We start from the raw sequence: 15,370 nt of genomic DNA on the forward strand, positions 1-15,370 counted from the left end.
GTGATCCTGCCCGTGCCGGCCGGACAAGCGAGGGCCGCTGGTCAGCAAACGTCGATGCGCTCGGCCGGCGCTGCCCGCCATGCCATCAGCATCCGACCGGGACGCTGGCCCGGCCGCCCCGTCGACACGAAGCCGACGCGGCGCAGCAGCGCGCGCGAGCGCTCGTTGTCGGGGTGGCATTCCGCGACGATCGAACAGTCGGGCCGCGCCGCACCGAGCGCCGCAACCACCGCGCGCACGGCTTCGGTCGCGATGCCCTTCCCCCGCGCCCGCGCCGCGAACCAGTAACCGATCTCATATTCACGGCCTGCGCGGCGGTGTACGCCGACGACACCATAAAGCTCGATCCCGCGCCTGTCGCGCACCGCATGGAACACGTCCCCGCCGCCCGATCGCGCGATGAGCGCGCGCGCATCGGCCTCGGTGAAGGGGGCGGGCAGAAAATGGACGCGCGACGTCACCGTCTCGTCCGTGATCGCGGTCAGCGCGCGCGCATCGTCGGCGGTCAGCGGCGCGATGCGGCAATGGTCGGTCGACAGGGAAAGCAGCGTATCGGTCATGTCGCGTCTTCTCTTCAAAAGCGCGCGCCGCGACCGAAAGTGGGCTTGGTGATGTGATGACAACCATTCGCCTTCCGGTCACGGCGGCGATGGTCACAGGTGATGCCATGCCGCTCCTATGTAAAGGAGCGCCAATACGCCTTGAATCGGGTGGATCGGTCGTTGGTCATCGCGCGCGGCTGTATCAGCCGTCCGTCGCGCGATCAAGCGTGCGATACAGGACGAGCGCATCGACAAAGCCCAGCTCCGGATGCGCGAACGCCCCCGGCAATCGCCCGACGATCGCGAACCCCAGCGATTGCCACAGGCGCACCGCGCGCGCGTTGGTCGCGACGACGAAGTTGAACTGCATCGCGCGAAAGCCGCGGTGGCGCGCTTCGGCCAGGCTGTGCTCGGCCATCGCGCGCGCAACGCCGCGACCGGTCGCCGCCGCGTCGGTGATATAGCCCGCATTGCACACATGCGCGCCGCCGCCTGGCTGATTGGCGCGCAGATAATAGGTGCCCAGGATCGCGCCGTCGGCCTCCGCCACGAACACCGCCTTGTCAGGGGCGAACCAATAGGCGAGCGCCGCCGCCTCGGTCATGTCGCGGTCGAGTGCATAGGTTTCCCCCGCACGGATCGTCGGGCCGATGATCGCCCAGATCGCGGCGGCATCGGCGGGCGTCGCGGGGCGGATCATCATCTCAGAAACGGCGCGACGATAGCGTCGGTCACGCGCAGCGGCCGCCCGCTCGCCTTGTCGAGCAGCGCCCACACCGTCCGCGCGCGGACATGCAGCTTCCCGTCCGCGCCGGCAAACTCCATGAAGCGGTCGAACTTCGCGCCCTGCGGCCTATCGGCGACCCAGGTGCGCGCGGTCACGGTCTCGCCGGGACCAAGCGCGCGCAGATAGTCGATCTCGTGCCGAACGACGACCCAGATATACGCATCCTTGTGGCTCTGCGGCGCCACCGCATCCCAATGGCCGGTCGCGACCTGCTGGATCCACTGGACCCAGACGGCATTGTTGACATGCCCCAGTTCGTCGATGGCGTCGGGCGTGGCGGTGAGGGAGAGAAAGAAGTCTTTCATTTCGCAATCATAGCAAGTCCCTCCCGCTTGCGGGAGGGGTAGTGAGACTTGCGAACTTGTTCGCTAGTCGCAGCGGGGTGGGCATAACGTGACGTCGGACTGCCCACCCCGCTGCAACTAGGCAGCAAGCTGCCAAGTTTCGCTGCCCCTCCCGCCTGCGGGAGGGGATTTGGTCACGCCAGTTCCACCGTCGTCACCATGTAGCCCGCATCGCGCAGCGCCGCGACGAGGCTGTCGAGATGCTCGCGGTCGCGCGCTTCGCATTCGATGTCGGTGATCAGTCCCTTGGCGGGCAGCGTCGTGAAGATGCGCTGGTGATAGATTTCGATGATGTTGACCTGTTTCTCGTCGAACAGCTTCATCACCTTGAACAAGGCGCCGGGGCGGTCCTGCAGCCGGATGCGCAGCCGCGCGATGCGCCCCGATCGCGCCAAATCCCGAAGCAGCACGTTCGCGAGCAACCGCGTGTCGATATTCCCGCCGGTGAGCACCAGCCCGACCTTGCGCCCCGCAAATTCTTCGGGATGCGCGAGCATCGCGGCGAGACCCGCCGCGCCCGCGCCCTCCACGACCGTCTTTTCGATCTGGAGCAGCAGGCTCACCGCGCGTTCCAGATGCCGCTCGGCAACCAGCACGATGTCGTCGTTGAGTTCGGCGACGAGTTTGCGCGTATAGGCTCCCGGCTCCTTCACCGCGATGCCCTCGGCCAGCGTGTCGCCCTCGCACGCCATGTCGACGCCGTTCAATTCGGCGTACATCGAGGGATAGAGTTCCGCCTGCACGCCGACGAGGCGCATGTCATTCTTGATCCCGCGCGCCGCGGTGCCCATGCCCGCGAGCAGCCCGCCGCCGCCGATCGGCACGATCAGCGTGTCGAGTTCGGGCACATCCTCGAGCATTTCGAGCGCTACAGTCCCCTGCCCCGCCGCGACATGCGGATGGTCAAAGGGATGGACAAAGGTAAGGCCGCGCTCCTCCTCCAGTTCGCGCGCATGGGCATAGGCGTCGTCGAACTTCTCGCCATGAAGCACGATCGTCGCGCCGTGACTCGCGGTCTGCGACACCTTCACCTGCGGCGTCGTGCTCGGCATCACGATGGTGACGGGCACGCCGAGGCGCTTGCCGTGATAGGCGAGGCCCTGCGCATGATTGCCCGCCGACGCCGCGATCACGCCGCGCGCGCGCGCATCGTCGTCGAGCAGCAGCAGCGCGTTCAAGGCCCCGCGCTCCTTGTACGCCGCGGTGAATTGCAGATTCTCGAACTTCAGCCACACATCGGCGCCGACCAGCTCGGACAGCGTCTGCGAATGCAGCGTCGGCGTGCGCACGACCGCGCCGTTAATTCGCCCCGCCGCCGCGCGCACATCGTCCAATGTGATCGCCGGTAAATCGGCGGCGGAGGTCAGGGTAAGGTGATCGGTCATAGCGATAGGCCCCCTACCCCATCTGGCGCGCCGCGCAAACCATGGTTATGGATCGCCCCATGAGCGAACAAAAATTGCGCATCGGCTTCATCGGCACCGGCGTCATGGGCGGACCGATGGCGGGCCACCTCGTCCGGGCGGGTCATCACCTCACCGTCTATAACCGTACGCGCGCCAAGGCCGATGCGTGGGTGGCACAGCACGGCGGCGCCGCGGCATCGACGCCCGCCGACGTCGCTCGCGACGCCGATGTCGTGCTGACCTGCGTCGGCAATGACGATGATCTGGCGCAGGTGACACTGGGCCGCGACGGCGCGTTTCGGGCGATGCGCAAGGGCGCGCTGTTCATCGACCACACCACAGTCTCGGCGCGCATCGCACGCCAGTTGTCGGTCGAGGCCGAAAGCCTCGGCCTGCTCTGCCTCGACGCGCCCGTGTCGGGCGGCGAAGCGGGGGCGCAGAAGGGCGCGCTGTCGATCATGTGCGGCGGGACCAAGGCGGCGTTCGCGGCGGCCGAGCCGGTGATGCAGGCCTATGCCGCGCGCATGGTCCATATCGGCGGCCCCGGCGCGGGACAGACGACCAAGATGGTCAACCAGATCGCGATCGCGGGAGTGCTGCAAGGCCTTTCCGAAGCGCTGCGTTTCGCGCAGGCGTCAGGGCTCGACACCGACAAGGTGTTCGAGGCGGTGTCGGGCGGCGCGGCGGCGAGCTGGCAGATGCTCAACCGCTGGAGCACGATGGCAAAGGACGAGTTCGACTTCGGCTTTGCCGTCGACTGGATGCGCAAGGATCTGGGCCTCGCGATCGACGAAGCCCGCGTCAACGGCGCGACCTTGCCCGTCGCGAGCCTCGTCGATCAATTTTACGCCGATGTGCAAAAGGCCGGCGGCGGGCGCAAGGACACGAGCTCGCTCGTGACGCGGTTGCCGAAATGAGCGGTGCAATCGAACTTACCCCGCCCCTCCCGCTTGCGGGAGGGGCAGCGAAACTTGGCGCGGCGAAGCCGGGCCTAGTTGCAGCGGGGTGGGCCTCCAACGCTCGCCGTCTGCTGCCCACCCCGCTGCGACTAGCCAGCAAGCTGGCAAGTCTCGCAGCCCCTCCCGCTTGCGGGAGGGGAGCGATTGCCGCCGCCCTCACCCTCACCCTCACCTCCCCCGCGTACGCCGATACGCTGGTCGACAATGTCAACGGCATCACGCTCGACAAGCAGGGCAAGCTCGTCCGCTTCACCGGTCTCGTGATCGATCGCGACGGCAAGGTGAAACAGCTGCTCGACCGCAAGGACAAGCGCCCCGAACGCCCCGATTTCAAGGAGGATGGCAAGGGCCGCACGCTGATCCCCGGCCTGATCGACGCGCACGGGCATGTCATGGGGCTGGGCTTCCAGCTGATGCTGCTCGACCTCAGTGACACGAACAGCCTGGCCGAAGCGCAGGCTGCGATCCGCCGCTATGCCGCCGAGAATCCCGAAATGCCGTGGATCATCGGGCGCGGCTGGAATCAGGAAAAATGGGGTCTCGGCCGTTTCCCCACTGCCGCCGATCTCGACGCCGCGGTGCCGGACCGTCCCGTCTGGCTCGAGCGCGTCGACGGCCATGCGGGCTGGGCGAACAGCGCGGCGATGGCGGCGGCCAAGGTCAGCGCGGCAAGCAAATCGCCCGAAGGCGGTCGCATCGAAATGGCGGGCGGCAAGCCGTCGGGCGTGTTCGTCGATGCCGCGATGAGCCTGATCGACAGCGCCAAGCCCAAACCGCTCGCGCGCGACCTCGACCGCGCGCTCTATCTGGCGCAGCAGAAACTGCTCGAACAGGGGATCACCGCGATCGCCGACATGGGCACGACCATTCAGGACTGGCAGGCGTTTCGCCGCGCGGGCGACAAGAAACAGCTTGCCGTGCGCATCATTTCCTACGGCGCCGACATCGACAATATGGCGATCATCGCCGGGTCCGAACCGACGCCGTGGCTCTATGACGACCGCCTGCGCATGGTCGGGGTGAAGCTCTATCTCGACGGCGCGCTGGGTTCGCGCGGCGCGTGGCTGAAGGCGCCCTATGCCGACGCGCCGGGTCAGAAGGGACTTCCCCTCCTCACCCCGGCGCAGCTTCGCAACAAGATGGTGCGCGCGTCGATGGACAAGTTCCAGGTCGCGATCCACGCGATCGGCGACGCCGCCAATGCCGAGGCGCTCGCCGCGATCGCCGACCTCGACGCCGACCTGCCGGGCGAGCGGCGCTGGCGCATCGAACATGCACAGGTGATCGACCCCGCCGACATGGCGCGCTTCGCCGAATTGAAGGTCATCGCCTCGATGCAGCCGGTGCATCAGACGAGCGACCGGCTGATGGCCGAAGCGCGGCTGGGGCCGGATCGCCTCGCGGGTGCCTATGCGTGGCGCAGCCTCCAGAATGCGGGCGTGCGCCTCGCCTTCGGCTCCGACGTGCCCGTCGAGAGCGCCAATCCCTTCGCGGGCCTCGCCGCCGCCATCGCGCGCACCGACGCAAGGGGCGAACCCTTCGGCGGCTGGCGGCCCCAGGAAGCGGTGAACCGCGAAACCGCGCTCGACGGCTTTACGCGCACGGCGGCCTATGCGGGGTTTGCCGAGGACCGCATCGGCACGCTGATGCCCGGAATGCGCGCCGATTTCCTGATCGTCGATGCCGACCCGCTGCTCGCCAGCCCCGACGAGATCCGCCGCATGACCCCGCTCGAAACCTGGATCGGCGGCTATCGCTATTACAAGCAGAAGGAAGGTGCGACGATTGGCCGCTGATAGCCCCTCTCGCCGCGCGCTGCTGACCGGCCTCGCCGCGCTGCCGATTGCGACAAGCACCGCCGCGGCCGAGCGCAAGGAACGCCGATCGAAAAGGCGCAAGGCGCCGCGGCCCAAGGTCCAGCATGTCGACGTCGCGATCATCGGCGCGGGCGTGTTCGGCGCGTGGACCGCGTGGCACCTTGTCCGCGCCGGAAAGAGCGTGCGCCTGTTCGACGCCTATGGCGCGGGCAACGCGCGGTCTTCCTCGGGGGGCGCCAGCCGCGTGATCCGCATGGGCTATGGCGCCGACAGCCTCTATTCGGACCTGGCGCGCGAATCGCTGCCCTATTGGAAGGCGCTGTCCGACACCGCCAGCGCGCCGATCTTTCACAACACCGGCGTGCTCTGGTTCGCGCCGCAGGGCGAGGCCTATACCGCGCAGTCGCTCGCGTGGCTCCAGGCGAACCGCGTCGGGCACGAGCATGGCGACGTAACCTGGCTCCAGACCAAATATCGCCAGATCCAATTCTATCAGGGCGAAACCGGCATCCTCGAAACCGAGGCCGGCGCGCTGATCGCCGCGCGCGGGGTGCAGGAAGTGATCGCCGAGGCCGGGGTCGAGGTCGAGCGCGTCGTGATGCCCGCACCGCTCTTTTCCAGGCGGATCAGGCGCCACACGCTTCCCGACGGCGGCACCGCCGACCATCTGGTCTATGCCGCGGGCCCCTGGCTCGCCGAACTTTTCCCGCAGCAGTTGATGGGACGGATCGTCGCGACGCGGCAGGAGGTCTATCATTTCGGCGCGCCGCAGGGCGACACACGCTTCGCGCCGCCCGAACTCCCCGTCTGGGCCGATTTCAACAACGGCCGCATCGTTTATGGCATTCCCGATCTCGAAGGGGCGGGGTTCAAGATTGCCTTCGACACGCATGGCCCGGTGATCGACCCCGACACGATGGAACGCGATCCGACCCCCGCCGGAATCGCCGCCGCCCGCGCCTATGTCGCGCGGCGCTTTCCGGGGCTCGCGGGGGCGCCGCTGATCGGCGCGCGCGTGTGCCAATATGAAAACAGCGCGAACGGCGACTATCTGCTCGACCGTTTTCCGGGGCAGGAGCGCGTGTGGCTCGTCGGCGCCGGATCGGGGCACGGGTTCAAGAATGGCCCCGCGGTCGGCAAGCGCGTCGCGGCGCATATCCTCGACAAGGATCTGGCGGTCGAACCGCGCTTCAGTTTCGCGAGCAAGGGCACGGTGGCGGGCCGGACCGTCTTCTAATTTCTCGTCATTGCGAGGAGCGAAGCGACGAAGCAATCTCCAGCCATCAGCCTTGCGCGAGATTGAGGACTGGAGATTGCTTCGCTACGCTCGCAATGACGGGCTTAAAGCGGGGCAAAAATGAAACTCACCGACTGCCACAACATCGACGATTTCCGCGCGCTCGCGCGGCGCCGCCTGCCCTGGCCGGTGTTCGATTATATCGACGGCGCCGCCGACGACGAGGTCACCCGCCGTCGCAACCGCGACGCCTTCGACAGCTGCGACCTTATCCCACGCGTGCTCGCGGGAGTCGAAAGCGTCGATATGCGCACCACCCTGTTCGGGCGCGAAATGGCGATGCCGCTGTTCCTGTCACCCACCGCGCTGCAACGCCTGTTCCACTGGCAGGGCGAGCGCGCGGTCCTGCGCGCTGCCGCGAACGCAGGAACGATGGCGGGCATATCGAGCCTCGCGACGATCGGCCTCGCCGAAGCCGGCGCGCTGACCGATGGTCCCAAGCTGTTCCAGCTTTACGTCCACCACGACGAAGGGCTCAACCAAGCGATGCTCGACGCCGCGCGCGAGGCGAAATTCGATGCGGTCGCGCTCACGGTGGACACGATCGTCGGCGGCAACCGCGAACGCTGCCTGCGCTCGGGCTTCACTTCGCCGCCGCGCTTCACGCCGCGCAACATGCTGAGCTACGCCGCCAAGCCCGGCTGGGGGCTCAACTATATGCTCCGCGAAAAATTCAGCCTGCCGAACCTGGCGACGCATGTGTCCGAAGGGTCGAGCGTCCCTAAATCGGTCGCCGAATATTTCACCTCGATGCTCGACCAGAGCCTCGACTGGAAACGCGCCGAGGCGATCCGCAAAAAGTGGGACGGCCCCTTCTGCCTCAAAGGCATCGTCGCGGTCGAGGATGCGAAGCGCGCCGCCGACATCGGCGCCACCGCGATCATGGTGTCGAACCATGGCGGACGCCAGCTCGACGGCAGCATCGCACCCTTCGACGCGCTCGCGGGAATCGTCGATGCGGTCGGCGACCGGGTCGAGGTGATCTGCGACGGCGGCATCACGCGCGGCACGCATGTGCTGAAAGCGCTGTCGGCCGGCGCCAAAGCCTGCTCGGGCGGCCGCCTCTATCTCTACGCGCTCGCCGCGGCGGGCGAGGATGGCGTCGCGCGCGCGATCGCGCTGCTGCGCGCCGAGATCGAGCGTGGCATGAAGCTGATGGGGGCCCGGACCCTCGCCGATCTCGGCGCCGATAATCTGCGCTGGCGCTGACCTTCCCCCTTCGTCATCCCCGCGAAAGCGGGGACCCAGTTCCAGCGCCGCATGGACAACCAACTTGGCGGAGGGTTCCCGCTTTCGCGCGAATGACGATGGACGAATCCTGCCGTCGCTCCCAGCTTTCGCGCAACAAAGGGGACGGCCTCCCCCGAAGCCGTCCCCTTCGCGTGGCCGCGGACCCGCTAGGTCGTCAGAAGGACGCGCCGAGTGTGAACACCACGGTCGGATCGTACAGCGTATCGACCGCCTTCACCCCCGTCTTCGGGACGTCGGTGTCGATATATTGCGCCGAGAAAGTCAGCGGCCCCGCGGCGAAGGACGCGCCGAGCGACCAGTCGACATATTGGCCGTCGGGCGACACGAGGCCGAGCGAGCCGTCATTATAGCCGATCCCCGCGGTCAGCGTGACCGGGGTGTTCGGAATGCCAAAACCGGCGCCGAGGTTCAGATAGATATTGTCCTGGTCGCCGAGTGAATCCTGCTTGGGCGCATAAGCGACCATGCCGGTGATCGAGACGGGGCCGATGTCGTGCGACAGCTTGCCGATGCCCTCGAAATAGTCGGTCGGCGCGCCGCCATCGTCGCTGCCGGGATAGGTATACCAGGTCACGCCGATGTCGGCGGTCGTGCCCGGCGCGATTTCGGTGTTGAAACCGCCATAGACGTCGAGCTCGAACTTGCCATAGGCCGGGCTGTCGGGAAGCGACGAGCCCCAGACGCCGGCATAGAAGCCGCTTTCATGCGAAACGGTCAGCGTCGGCTGCACCGCGACCTTTTCGTTCGACAGCGAAATGCCGCGGAAGCGATAGTCGCTCGTCACCGCAATGCCGCCCGAAAGCGTGAAGGGGCCGCTGGCTTCTGCTTCTTCTTCCTGAGCGAAGGCGGGCGTCGACATTGCCGACGCGGCGAGCAGCATGCCGAAACACGCTTTGGTAAGAAACTTCATGGGTGATCCCCCTAAATGGTCAAACGGATCGTCCCAGCCTGCCGGACGCGTCCACACCTCTTTTTGCGGGTCTGTGACGGCGAACGATTCGAAATTGCCGATTTTGCTGCGACGCACAAACGAAAATTGCTCGAATGTTACGAATCGCTATCAAACTGTGTCTTTCCAGCAACAATCCGTCCCCCACGCGCCGGGCTTTGCCAAGCCGCGCGCAGCCAGCTAAAGAGCGCGCATATCCCCCTCTGCGAGCCATTAGCAATGAGCGATCATAATCCCGGCCTGCGCCCCTGGCGCGACATTGCACGGCGGACGAGCCGCCAGATCATGGTCGGAAACGTCCCCGTCGGCGGCGGCGCGCCGATCAGCGTGCAGACAATGACCAACACGCTGACGAGCGATCCGGCGCAGACGATCGACCAGATCCGCCGCTGCGAGGACGCCGGCGCCGACCTGATCCGCGTCTCGTGCCCCGACACCGATTCGACCGCGGCGCTCGGCAAGATCGTCCGCGCGGCGCGCATTCCGATCATCGCCGACATCCATTTCCACTATAAGCGCGCATTGGAAGCCGCCGACGCCGGCGCCGCCTGCCTGCGCATCAACCCCGGCAATATCGGCTCGTCGGAACGCGTCGGCGAGGTCGTGCGCGCCGCCAAGGCGAACGGCTGCGCGATCCGCATCGGCGTCAACGCCGGCAGCCTCGAGAAGGACCTGCTCGAAAAATATGGCGAGCCCTGCCCCGAGGCGCTCGTCGAAAGCGCGCTCGACCATATCAAGCTGCTGCAGGACCATGATTTCCACGACTACAAGGTCGCGGTGAAGGCGAGCGACGTCTTCCTCGCGGTCGCCGCCTATGCGCAGCTCGCCGACGCGGTCGACTGCCCGCTGCACCTCGGCATCACCGAGGCGGGCGGGCTGATCGGTGGCACGGTGAAAAGCGCGCTCGGCATCGGCAACCTGCTCTGGGCCGGGATCGGCGACACGATCCGCGTTTCGCTTTCGGCGGAACCCGAAGAGGAAGTACGCGTCGGCTACGAGATACTGAAATCGCTGGGCCTCAGAACCCGCGGCGTGCGCGTCGTCTCCTGCCCCAGCTGCGCACGACAGGGTTTCGACGTCATCCGCACCGTCCAGGCGCTCGAGGACGCGCTCGGCCACATCAAGACGCCGATGTCGCTCTCGGTCCTCGGCTGCGTCGTCAACGGCCCCGGCGAAGCGCGCGAGACCGACATCGGCATCACCGGCGGCGGCAACGGCAGGCATATGGTCTATCTCTCGGGCGTCACCGACCACCATGTCGAGGACGCCGACATGATCGCGCACATCGTCAGGCTCGTCGAAGCCAAGGCGGCCGAGATCGAGGCGGGCAACGCGGTAAGCATGGACGTCGCGCACGGCAAGGCGGCGTAGCGCGGAATCCTGCGAAGGCGGCCTTGGGGTGGATTCTGGCCTTCCCTTATCCGTCATCCCGGCGAAGGCCGGGATGACGATATTGGCATGTCCGCCTTCGGCCGAAACCTGCCGTTCCGGAAGCCATCACCGACCGTTTACATCGCTGTCAGTAAAGGCTAGTCTCCCTCCATCCTGAACCGGGGGGAGGATGCCGATGCTGGGCAAGTTCGACGCGCTGGACCGCCTCGTCCAGCTCCTGCTGCTCGCCGCCGGGCTTGGCGCGCTTGCCAATGGCGCCTTCATGCTCGTCGATCCGCTCGAATGGTATGTTTTCATCCCCACGGTCGTGACGACGGGCCCGCCCAACGCGCATTTCATCCGCGACATCGGCCTCGCCTATCTGGGGTCGGGCGCGATCCTCGTCTATGCCGCCGCGCACCCGATTCTCCGCTGGCGCGCCGCGCTCGTCGGCGGGCTGTGGCTGACGCTGCACGGGCTGCTCCACATCTATGAGGTGCTCGCGGGTATCTGCGGTCCCGCGACCTTCTGGGCCGATGCGCCGGGCGTCGTCGGTCAGCCTGCGATGGTGATCGCCGCGCTGGCAATTCTCTTCGCGCGCCAGCGGATCGCTCCGGCGGGCATTCCGCCGCATCTCTTCGCGCGCGCCGCCGACAAGGCGACGCGCGGCAACAGCCCCTATCTCGCCGACCTGATCGCCGCGCCCGGTCACGCCGCCGAAAAGTTCCAGCATTTGATGCCTGCGACCGCGCATCGGCACGCCGCGCCCGCCGACGCCTTTCACGCCGCGCGCATCGGCGCGACGCTCGCCGCCGACTGCGGCCCCTGCGCACTGATTGCGGCCGACGCGGCGATCGACGACGGCGTGCCGCGCGCCACCGTCAACGGCCTGCTCGCCGGCACACCGCCGCCCGCGCTGGCCGACGCCTTTGCGTTCGGCCGCGGGGTCGCCGCCCACGATTTCTCGGCTGATGAGGCAGGCGCGCGGATCGAGGCCGCGCTCGGCCGAACCGTCCGCTTTGAGCTGGCGCTGACCGCCGCGACCGTGACAGCCTATCCCGCGCTCAAGCGCGGGCTCGGCTACGCCACCTCCTGCGCGCTTCACAAACTTGAGGTTTGACAGCGGACCGAGCGCCCGACAGAGCCGCCCCATGACCCTCGCCATCCGCCCCGCCACCCGTGCCGACCTGCCGCTGATCGCCGAGTTCATCCGCGACCTCGCCGAATATGAAAGACTGTCGCACGAAGTCCGCTTCGACGAAGCGAAGCTCGGCGAAAACCTCTTCGGCCCGCGCCCCTATGCCGAGGTCGTGATCGGCGAAATCGACGGGACGCCGCAGGGCTTCGCGCTTTTCTTCCACAATTTCTCGACCTTCGAGGGGCGCCCCGGCCTCTATCTCGAAGACCTGTTCGTCCGCCCCGAAGCGCGCGGGTCGGGGCTCGGCAAGGCGCTGCTCGCGCATCTCGCCCAGCTCTGCGTGACACGCGACTGTGCGCGGCTCGAATGGTGGGTGCTCGACTGGAACGCGCCGAGCATCGGCTTTTATAAAAGCCTGGGCGCCAAAATGATGGACGAATGGACCGTGATGCGCGTCGATGGCGAGGCGCTCAAAATGCTCGCGGGCGTCTGACCTTGGCGGCGGCACGCCGCCGCGTCAGCGCCGCCGCGCGAACCAGATCAGCACGACGCCGACCACCGCGGCGACGACGCCACGCAGCGTCCATGTCGTGTCGCCGAGCATGAAGCTGCTCGCGGGCCAGCGCACAATGTCCAGCCCCTGCAACGCCCACAGCGTCCCGACCAGCACCAGCGCGACGCCGACCACCGCCAAAATCCCCTTTACCGCTCCCATCGCGTCTCTCCCCTATCGCCTTTGCAGGCCGATCAGCGGCCGCAGCCAGCCGATGCTGCGCCCGATCGCATAGAAAAGCCAGCACCCCGTCCCCGTCGCCGCGACCAGGATCAGGAAAGCGGGCAGCGCCGCGGTCCCCGCGCCGAGCAGAACCCAGCCGACGACGACGATGATCGTCTGGTGGATGATGTAAAAGGGAAAGACCGCCTCGGCGAGCATCGCACGCTTCGGATGGTCGCGGTTCGCATAACGGTCGGCGATCCCGACGAGCGCGACGATCGCCGCCCAGCCCTGCACCAGCCGCGCGACATCGAACGGCAGCCTTGCCCAGTCGGGCGGATAGACCCCCTGCTGCCAAAGCCACAGGATCGCCGCGACGATGCCATAGGCGCCGATCGCGACCAGCAGCGCCGCGCGCCACCAGCGCGCCACGCTCGCGAACAGCCGCTGCCGCACGCGAAGCAACCAGCCGATGCAGAAGGGCATCAGATAGTGAAGATGCGCCGGCCCATCGTCGAGCAGCGCGTGCGTCGGCGCATGACCATCGGACGCGGCGAGGACGAGCAGCCACCACAGCAGCGGGACGATAAGCAGTCCCGCCCCGCTCAGCAGCCGCGCCGCGCCATCGGCGATCCGGCCGCGCACCACCGCTGGCACCCACGCCAGCACCGCAACGGCGAGCATCGTATAGACCCACAGATAGGCGACGAACCACAGATGCTGCCACGTCGGCAGCACGATGCCGTCCAGCGTGCCGAAGCGGAAATAGTCGCCGATCCAGAAAGCGCCGAGGCTCTGCGCATAGCCGTGCTGGGTGACCAGCTCCACCCACGGCTGCGGCGGAATGATGACGAGGACGCCGAACAGCAGCGGGATCAGCAACCGCGCGCTGCGCGAGCGCGCAAAGGCCCCGCTGCCGCCAAGCTTGGCAAATAGCGCCGCGCTGGCATAGCCCGACACGAGGAACAGCAGCGGCAGCCGCCAACCGTTCGTCGCGAGCATCGGAAACTCGGCCCATTCGAGCGGCTCGGCGATTTTTACGTGCCAGCCCCATGGCACGAAAAACATGCCGATATGATAAAGGATGAGCAGCGCGAAAGCGCCGATGCGCAGCCAGTCCATGCCATAATGGCGTCCGCCCGTCATTGGCTCCCGTTTCTTGTCATTCTATCGTACTCCCGGCGAAGGCCGGGATCTCAACATCTCGTCCTGACGCACCGGCGAGATCCCGGCCTTCGCCGGGAGGACCAATAAATCCTAACCGAGCACCCGCCACGCCAGCCCGGCAAACTCGCACAGGAGCGGCCGCGTCTCGCGCGGGTCGATGATGTCCTCGACCCCGAATCTCTCGGCGGTGCGGAACGGCGAGCGCACGCGATTGAGCCGTTCGCGGATCGCCTCCAGATGCGCCGCCGGGTCGTCGGCTGCCTCCAGCTCGCTCTTGTACGCGACCTCGACCCCGCCCTCGATCGGCAGGCTGCCCCAGTCGCCCGAGGGCCAGGCGAAGCGATACTGGAAGCGCTCGGCGTTCGACATCGCGCTGCCCGCGATCCCGTAAGCGCGCCGCACGACGACCGACGCGAGGGGGACGGTGGCGCGGTAGATCGCGTTCATCGCCTGCACGCCGTAGCGGATCGTCCCGGTTCGCTCGGCCTCGCCGCCGATCATGAAGCCCGGATTGTCGACAAGGTGGACGATCGGCAGCCGGAACTGGTCGGCCAGCTTGACAAAACGCTCGGCCTTCTCGCTCGTCTTGGCATCCCACGATCCGCCAAGGTACGACGGATCGCTCGCGAGCACCGCGACCGGCCAGCCGTCCAGTCGCGCGAACGCCGTAATGACGGCCCGCCCCCAGCGCGCACCCATCTCGAAAAAACTGCCCTTGTCGAACACCGCGTCGGCAATCCGCCGCATCGAATAAACCTGCTTCGCCGCGCGCGGCACGATCGACAGCAGCGCCTCCTCGCGCCGATCGACCGGATCGGCGCATTCGGTGCGGAGCGCGCGATCGTGGATCGACGAGGGCAGGTAGGACAGAAAACGCCGCGCCGCCGCGAACGCTTCGGCTTCGCTCGCGACTTCGTCGTCGACGACGCCGTTGCGCGTATGTACGTCGCTGCCGCCCAGTTCTTCGCGGTCCAATGTGTCGCCGATCGCCGCCGCGACCGCCGGACCCGCCGCGAACAGCTGCGACAGCCCGCGCACCATCACGCTGTAATGGCTCGCGACGACGCGCGCCGCGCCCAGCCCCGCGGTCGGCCCCAGCGCGAGCGCCACGACCGGCACCGTGTCGAGATTGGCGATGATCTGATCCCAGCCGGGCACGTGCGGGATATAGGTATAGCCCATATCCTCAAGGCTTTTGACCGACCCGCCACCGCCGGTGCCGTCGATCATGCGAATGAGCGGCAGGCGATATTCATGCGCCATCGCCTCGCACTGCACGAACTTGCGGTGCAGCGCCGCATCGGCGGCGCCGCCGCGCACGGTAAAATCGTCGGCCGAGGCGACGACCGGCCGCCCGTCGATATTCGCGCGGCCAAAGATGAAATTGCTTGGCGCGAGGTCTTCCAGCGCGCCATCGGGCGCATAGATGCCGCGCCCGGCGATCTTGCCGATCTCGCGAAAGCTGCCCGGATCGACGATCGCGGCGAGCCGCGCCCGCGCGTCCATCTTGCCGCGGCTGTGCTGCCGCGCGACCTTTTCTTCCCCGCCCATCTTCTCGGCCATCGCGCGGCGCTGACCCAGCTCATCCACTTCCTTTTTCCAGCTCATGCGCGAAAGCTAGCTTACG

15 protein-coding genes are annotated in these 15,370 nt (G+C 67.2%); 7 read left to right on the top strand and 8 right to left on the bottom strand.

The window, feature by feature from the left end; genetic code table 11:
* Nucleotides 1–41: 41 nt before the first annotated feature.
* The 4 genes from SPYCA_RS10070 to SPYCA_RS10085 all read right to left on the bottom strand — a co-directional run bounded on the left by SPYCA_RS10070 (nucleotide 42) and on the right by SPYCA_RS10085 (nucleotide 3,058).
* Nucleotides 42–560: a GNAT family N-acetyltransferase gene (locus tag SPYCA_RS10070; RefSeq protein ID WP_120220096.1), complete on the bottom strand. Its 519-nt coding sequence runs from the start codon at nucleotides 558–560 to the stop codon at nucleotides 42–44.
* Between the two features lie 184 nt (nucleotides 561–744).
* The gene (locus SPYCA_RS10075) at nucleotides 745–1,245 is read right to left on the bottom strand and encodes a GNAT family N-acetyltransferase (RefSeq protein WP_120220098.1); all 501 of its coding nucleotides are present in this window, start codon (nucleotides 1,243–1,245) and stop codon (nucleotides 745–747) included.
* Nucleotides 1,242–1,634 (bottom strand): acyl-CoA thioesterase, encoded by a 393-nt coding sequence (locus tag SPYCA_RS10080; RefSeq protein WP_120220100.1) that lies wholly within the window; start codon nucleotides 1,632–1,634, stop codon nucleotides 1,242–1,244. The genes SPYCA_RS10075 and SPYCA_RS10080 overlap by 4 nt, the downstream gene beginning before the upstream one ends.
* Before the next feature lie 173 nt (nucleotides 1,635–1,807).
* Complete coding sequence (locus SPYCA_RS10085; RefSeq protein WP_120220101.1) at nucleotides 1,808–3,058, bottom strand: threonine ammonia-lyase; 1,251 nt, start codon at nucleotides 3,056–3,058, stop codon at nucleotides 1,808–1,810.
* Nucleotides 3,059–3,117: 59 nt separating this feature from the next.
* Between SPYCA_RS10085 and SPYCA_RS10090 the strand changes: the two genes are divergently transcribed.
* The 4 genes from SPYCA_RS10090 (at nucleotide 3,118) to SPYCA_RS10105 (ending at nucleotide 8,361) form a co-directional block, all read left to right on the top strand.
* The gene (locus SPYCA_RS10090) at nucleotides 3,118–3,996 is read left to right on the top strand and encodes an NAD(P)-dependent oxidoreductase (protein ID WP_120222262.1); all 879 of its coding nucleotides are present in this window, start codon (nucleotides 3,118–3,120) and stop codon (nucleotides 3,994–3,996) included.
* Nucleotides 3,993–5,834, top strand: coding sequence for an amidohydrolase (locus tag SPYCA_RS10095; protein ID WP_232003261.1), 1,842 nt, complete (start codon nucleotides 3,993–3,995; stop codon nucleotides 5,832–5,834). Before SPYCA_RS10090 ends, SPYCA_RS10095 begins: the two co-directional genes overlap by 4 nt.
* On the top strand, nucleotides 5,824–7,092 hold the full coding sequence (locus SPYCA_RS10100; RefSeq protein WP_172595032.1) for an FAD-dependent oxidoreductase: 1,269 nt from the start codon (nucleotides 5,824–5,826) through the stop codon (nucleotides 7,090–7,092). Before SPYCA_RS10095 ends, SPYCA_RS10100 begins: the two co-directional genes overlap by 11 nt.
* Before the next feature lie 120 nt (nucleotides 7,093–7,212).
* Nucleotides 7,213–8,361: an alpha-hydroxy acid oxidase gene (locus tag SPYCA_RS10105; RefSeq protein WP_120220105.1), complete on the top strand. Its 1,149-nt coding sequence runs from the start codon at nucleotides 7,213–7,215 to the stop codon at nucleotides 8,359–8,361.
* A gap of 196 nt (nucleotides 8,362–8,557) precedes the next feature.
* On the opposite strand, the gene SPYCA_RS10110 is transcribed toward SPYCA_RS10105, so the two are convergent.
* On the bottom strand, nucleotides 8,558–9,313 hold the full coding sequence (locus SPYCA_RS10110; protein WP_011542137.1) for a TorF family putative porin: 756 nt from the start codon (nucleotides 9,311–9,313) through the stop codon (nucleotides 8,558–8,560).
* Nucleotides 9,314–9,571: 258 nt separating this feature from the next.
* Between SPYCA_RS10110 and ispG the strand changes: the two genes are divergently transcribed.
* The 3 genes from ispG to SPYCA_RS10125 all read left to right on the top strand — a co-directional run bounded on the left by ispG (nucleotide 9,572) and on the right by SPYCA_RS10125 (nucleotide 12,354).
* The gene (gene ispG / locus SPYCA_RS10115) at nucleotides 9,572–10,723 is read left to right on the top strand and encodes a flavodoxin-dependent (E)-4-hydroxy-3-methylbut-2-enyl-diphosphate synthase (protein WP_011542138.1); all 1,152 of its coding nucleotides are present in this window, start codon (nucleotides 9,572–9,574) and stop codon (nucleotides 10,721–10,723) included.
* Nucleotides 10,724–10,919: 196 nt separating this feature from the next.
* Nucleotides 10,920–11,843, top strand: a complete 924-nt coding sequence (locus tag SPYCA_RS19390; protein ID WP_197715338.1) for a hypothetical protein — start codon at nucleotides 10,920–10,922, stop codon at nucleotides 11,841–11,843.
* 31 nt (nucleotides 11,844–11,874) lie between these two features.
* Nucleotides 11,875–12,354 carry a GNAT family N-acetyltransferase gene (locus tag SPYCA_RS10125; protein WP_120220107.1) on the top strand — a complete coding sequence of 160 codons (480 nt, stop codon included), beginning with the start codon at nucleotides 11,875–11,877 and terminating at the stop codon, nucleotides 12,352–12,354.
* A gap of 24 nt (nucleotides 12,355–12,378) precedes the next feature.
* Here SPYCA_RS10125 and SPYCA_RS10130 read toward each other — a convergent pair whose 3' ends face one another.
* From SPYCA_RS10130 to SPYCA_RS10140, 3 genes are all read right to left on the bottom strand, one after another.
* On the bottom strand, nucleotides 12,379–12,576 hold the full coding sequence (locus SPYCA_RS10130) for a hypothetical protein (protein ID WP_120220109.1): 198 nt from the start codon (nucleotides 12,574–12,576) through the stop codon (nucleotides 12,379–12,381).
* A gap of 12 nt (nucleotides 12,577–12,588) precedes the next feature.
* Nucleotides 12,589–13,722: an acyltransferase family protein gene (locus SPYCA_RS10135; RefSeq protein ID WP_120220111.1), complete on the bottom strand. Its 1,134-nt coding sequence runs from the start codon at nucleotides 13,720–13,722 to the stop codon at nucleotides 12,589–12,591.
* A gap of 111 nt (nucleotides 13,723–13,833) precedes the next feature.
* On the bottom strand, nucleotides 13,834–15,351 hold the full coding sequence (locus SPYCA_RS10140; RefSeq protein ID WP_120220113.1) for an acyl-CoA carboxylase subunit beta: 1,518 nt from the start codon (nucleotides 15,349–15,351) through the stop codon (nucleotides 13,834–13,836).
* Nucleotides 15,352–15,370 lie beyond the last annotated feature (19 nt).

Origin of the sequence: Sphingopyxis sp. FD7 (genome assembly GCF_003609835.1) — a bacterium.
Classification (GTDB): Bacteria; Pseudomonadota; Alphaproteobacteria; order Sphingomonadales; family Sphingomonadaceae; genus Sphingopyxis.

What these genes read in the sequence shown, in the direction of transcription:
- SPYCA_RS10070 (WP_120220096.1), bottom strand. Translation starts at nt 560, where the DNA reads ATGACCGATACGCTGCTTTCCCTGTCGACCGACCATTGCCGCATCGCG.
- SPYCA_RS10075 (WP_120220098.1), bottom strand. Translation starts at nt 1,245, where the DNA reads ATGATGATCCGCCCCGCGACGCCCGCCGATGCCGCCGCGATCTGGGCG.
- SPYCA_RS10080 (WP_120220100.1), bottom strand. Translation starts at nt 1,634, where the DNA reads ATGAAAGACTTCTTTCTCTCCCTCACCGCCACGCCCGACGCCATCGAC.
- SPYCA_RS10085 (WP_120220101.1), bottom strand. Translation starts at nt 3,058, where the DNA reads ATGACCGATCACCTTACCCTGACCTCCGCCGCCGATTTACCGGCGATC.
- SPYCA_RS10090 (WP_120222262.1), top strand. Translation starts at nt 3,118, where the DNA reads ATGAGCGAACAAAAATTGCGCATCGGCTTCATCGGCACCGGCGTCATG.
- SPYCA_RS10095 (WP_232003261.1), top strand. Translation starts at nt 3,993, where the DNA reads ATGAGCGGTGCAATCGAACTTACCCCGCCCCTCCCGCTTGCGGGAGGG.
- SPYCA_RS10105 (WP_120220105.1), top strand. Translation starts at nt 7,213, where the DNA reads ATGAAACTCACCGACTGCCACAACATCGACGATTTCCGCGCGCTCGCG.
- SPYCA_RS10110 (WP_011542137.1), bottom strand. Translation starts at nt 9,313, where the DNA reads ATGAAGTTTCTTACCAAAGCGTGTTTCGGCATGCTGCTCGCCGCGTCG.
- ispG (WP_011542138.1), top strand. Translation starts at nt 9,572, where the DNA reads ATGAGCGATCATAATCCCGGCCTGCGCCCCTGGCGCGACATTGCACGG.
- SPYCA_RS19390 (WP_197715338.1), top strand. Translation starts at nt 10,920, where the DNA reads ATGCTGGGCAAGTTCGACGCGCTGGACCGCCTCGTCCAGCTCCTGCTG.
- SPYCA_RS10125 (WP_120220107.1), top strand. Translation starts at nt 11,875, where the DNA reads ATGACCCTCGCCATCCGCCCCGCCACCCGTGCCGACCTGCCGCTGATC.
- SPYCA_RS10130 (WP_120220109.1), bottom strand. Translation starts at nt 12,576, where the DNA reads ATGGGAGCGGTAAAGGGGATTTTGGCGGTGGTCGGCGTCGCGCTGGTG.
- SPYCA_RS10135 (WP_120220111.1), bottom strand. Translation starts at nt 13,722, where the DNA reads ATGACGGGCGGACGCCATTATGGCATGGACTGGCTGCGCATCGGCGCT.
- SPYCA_RS10140 (WP_120220113.1), bottom strand. Translation starts at nt 15,351, where the DNA reads ATGAGCTGGAAAAAGGAAGTGGATGAGCTGGGTCAGCGCCGCGCGATG.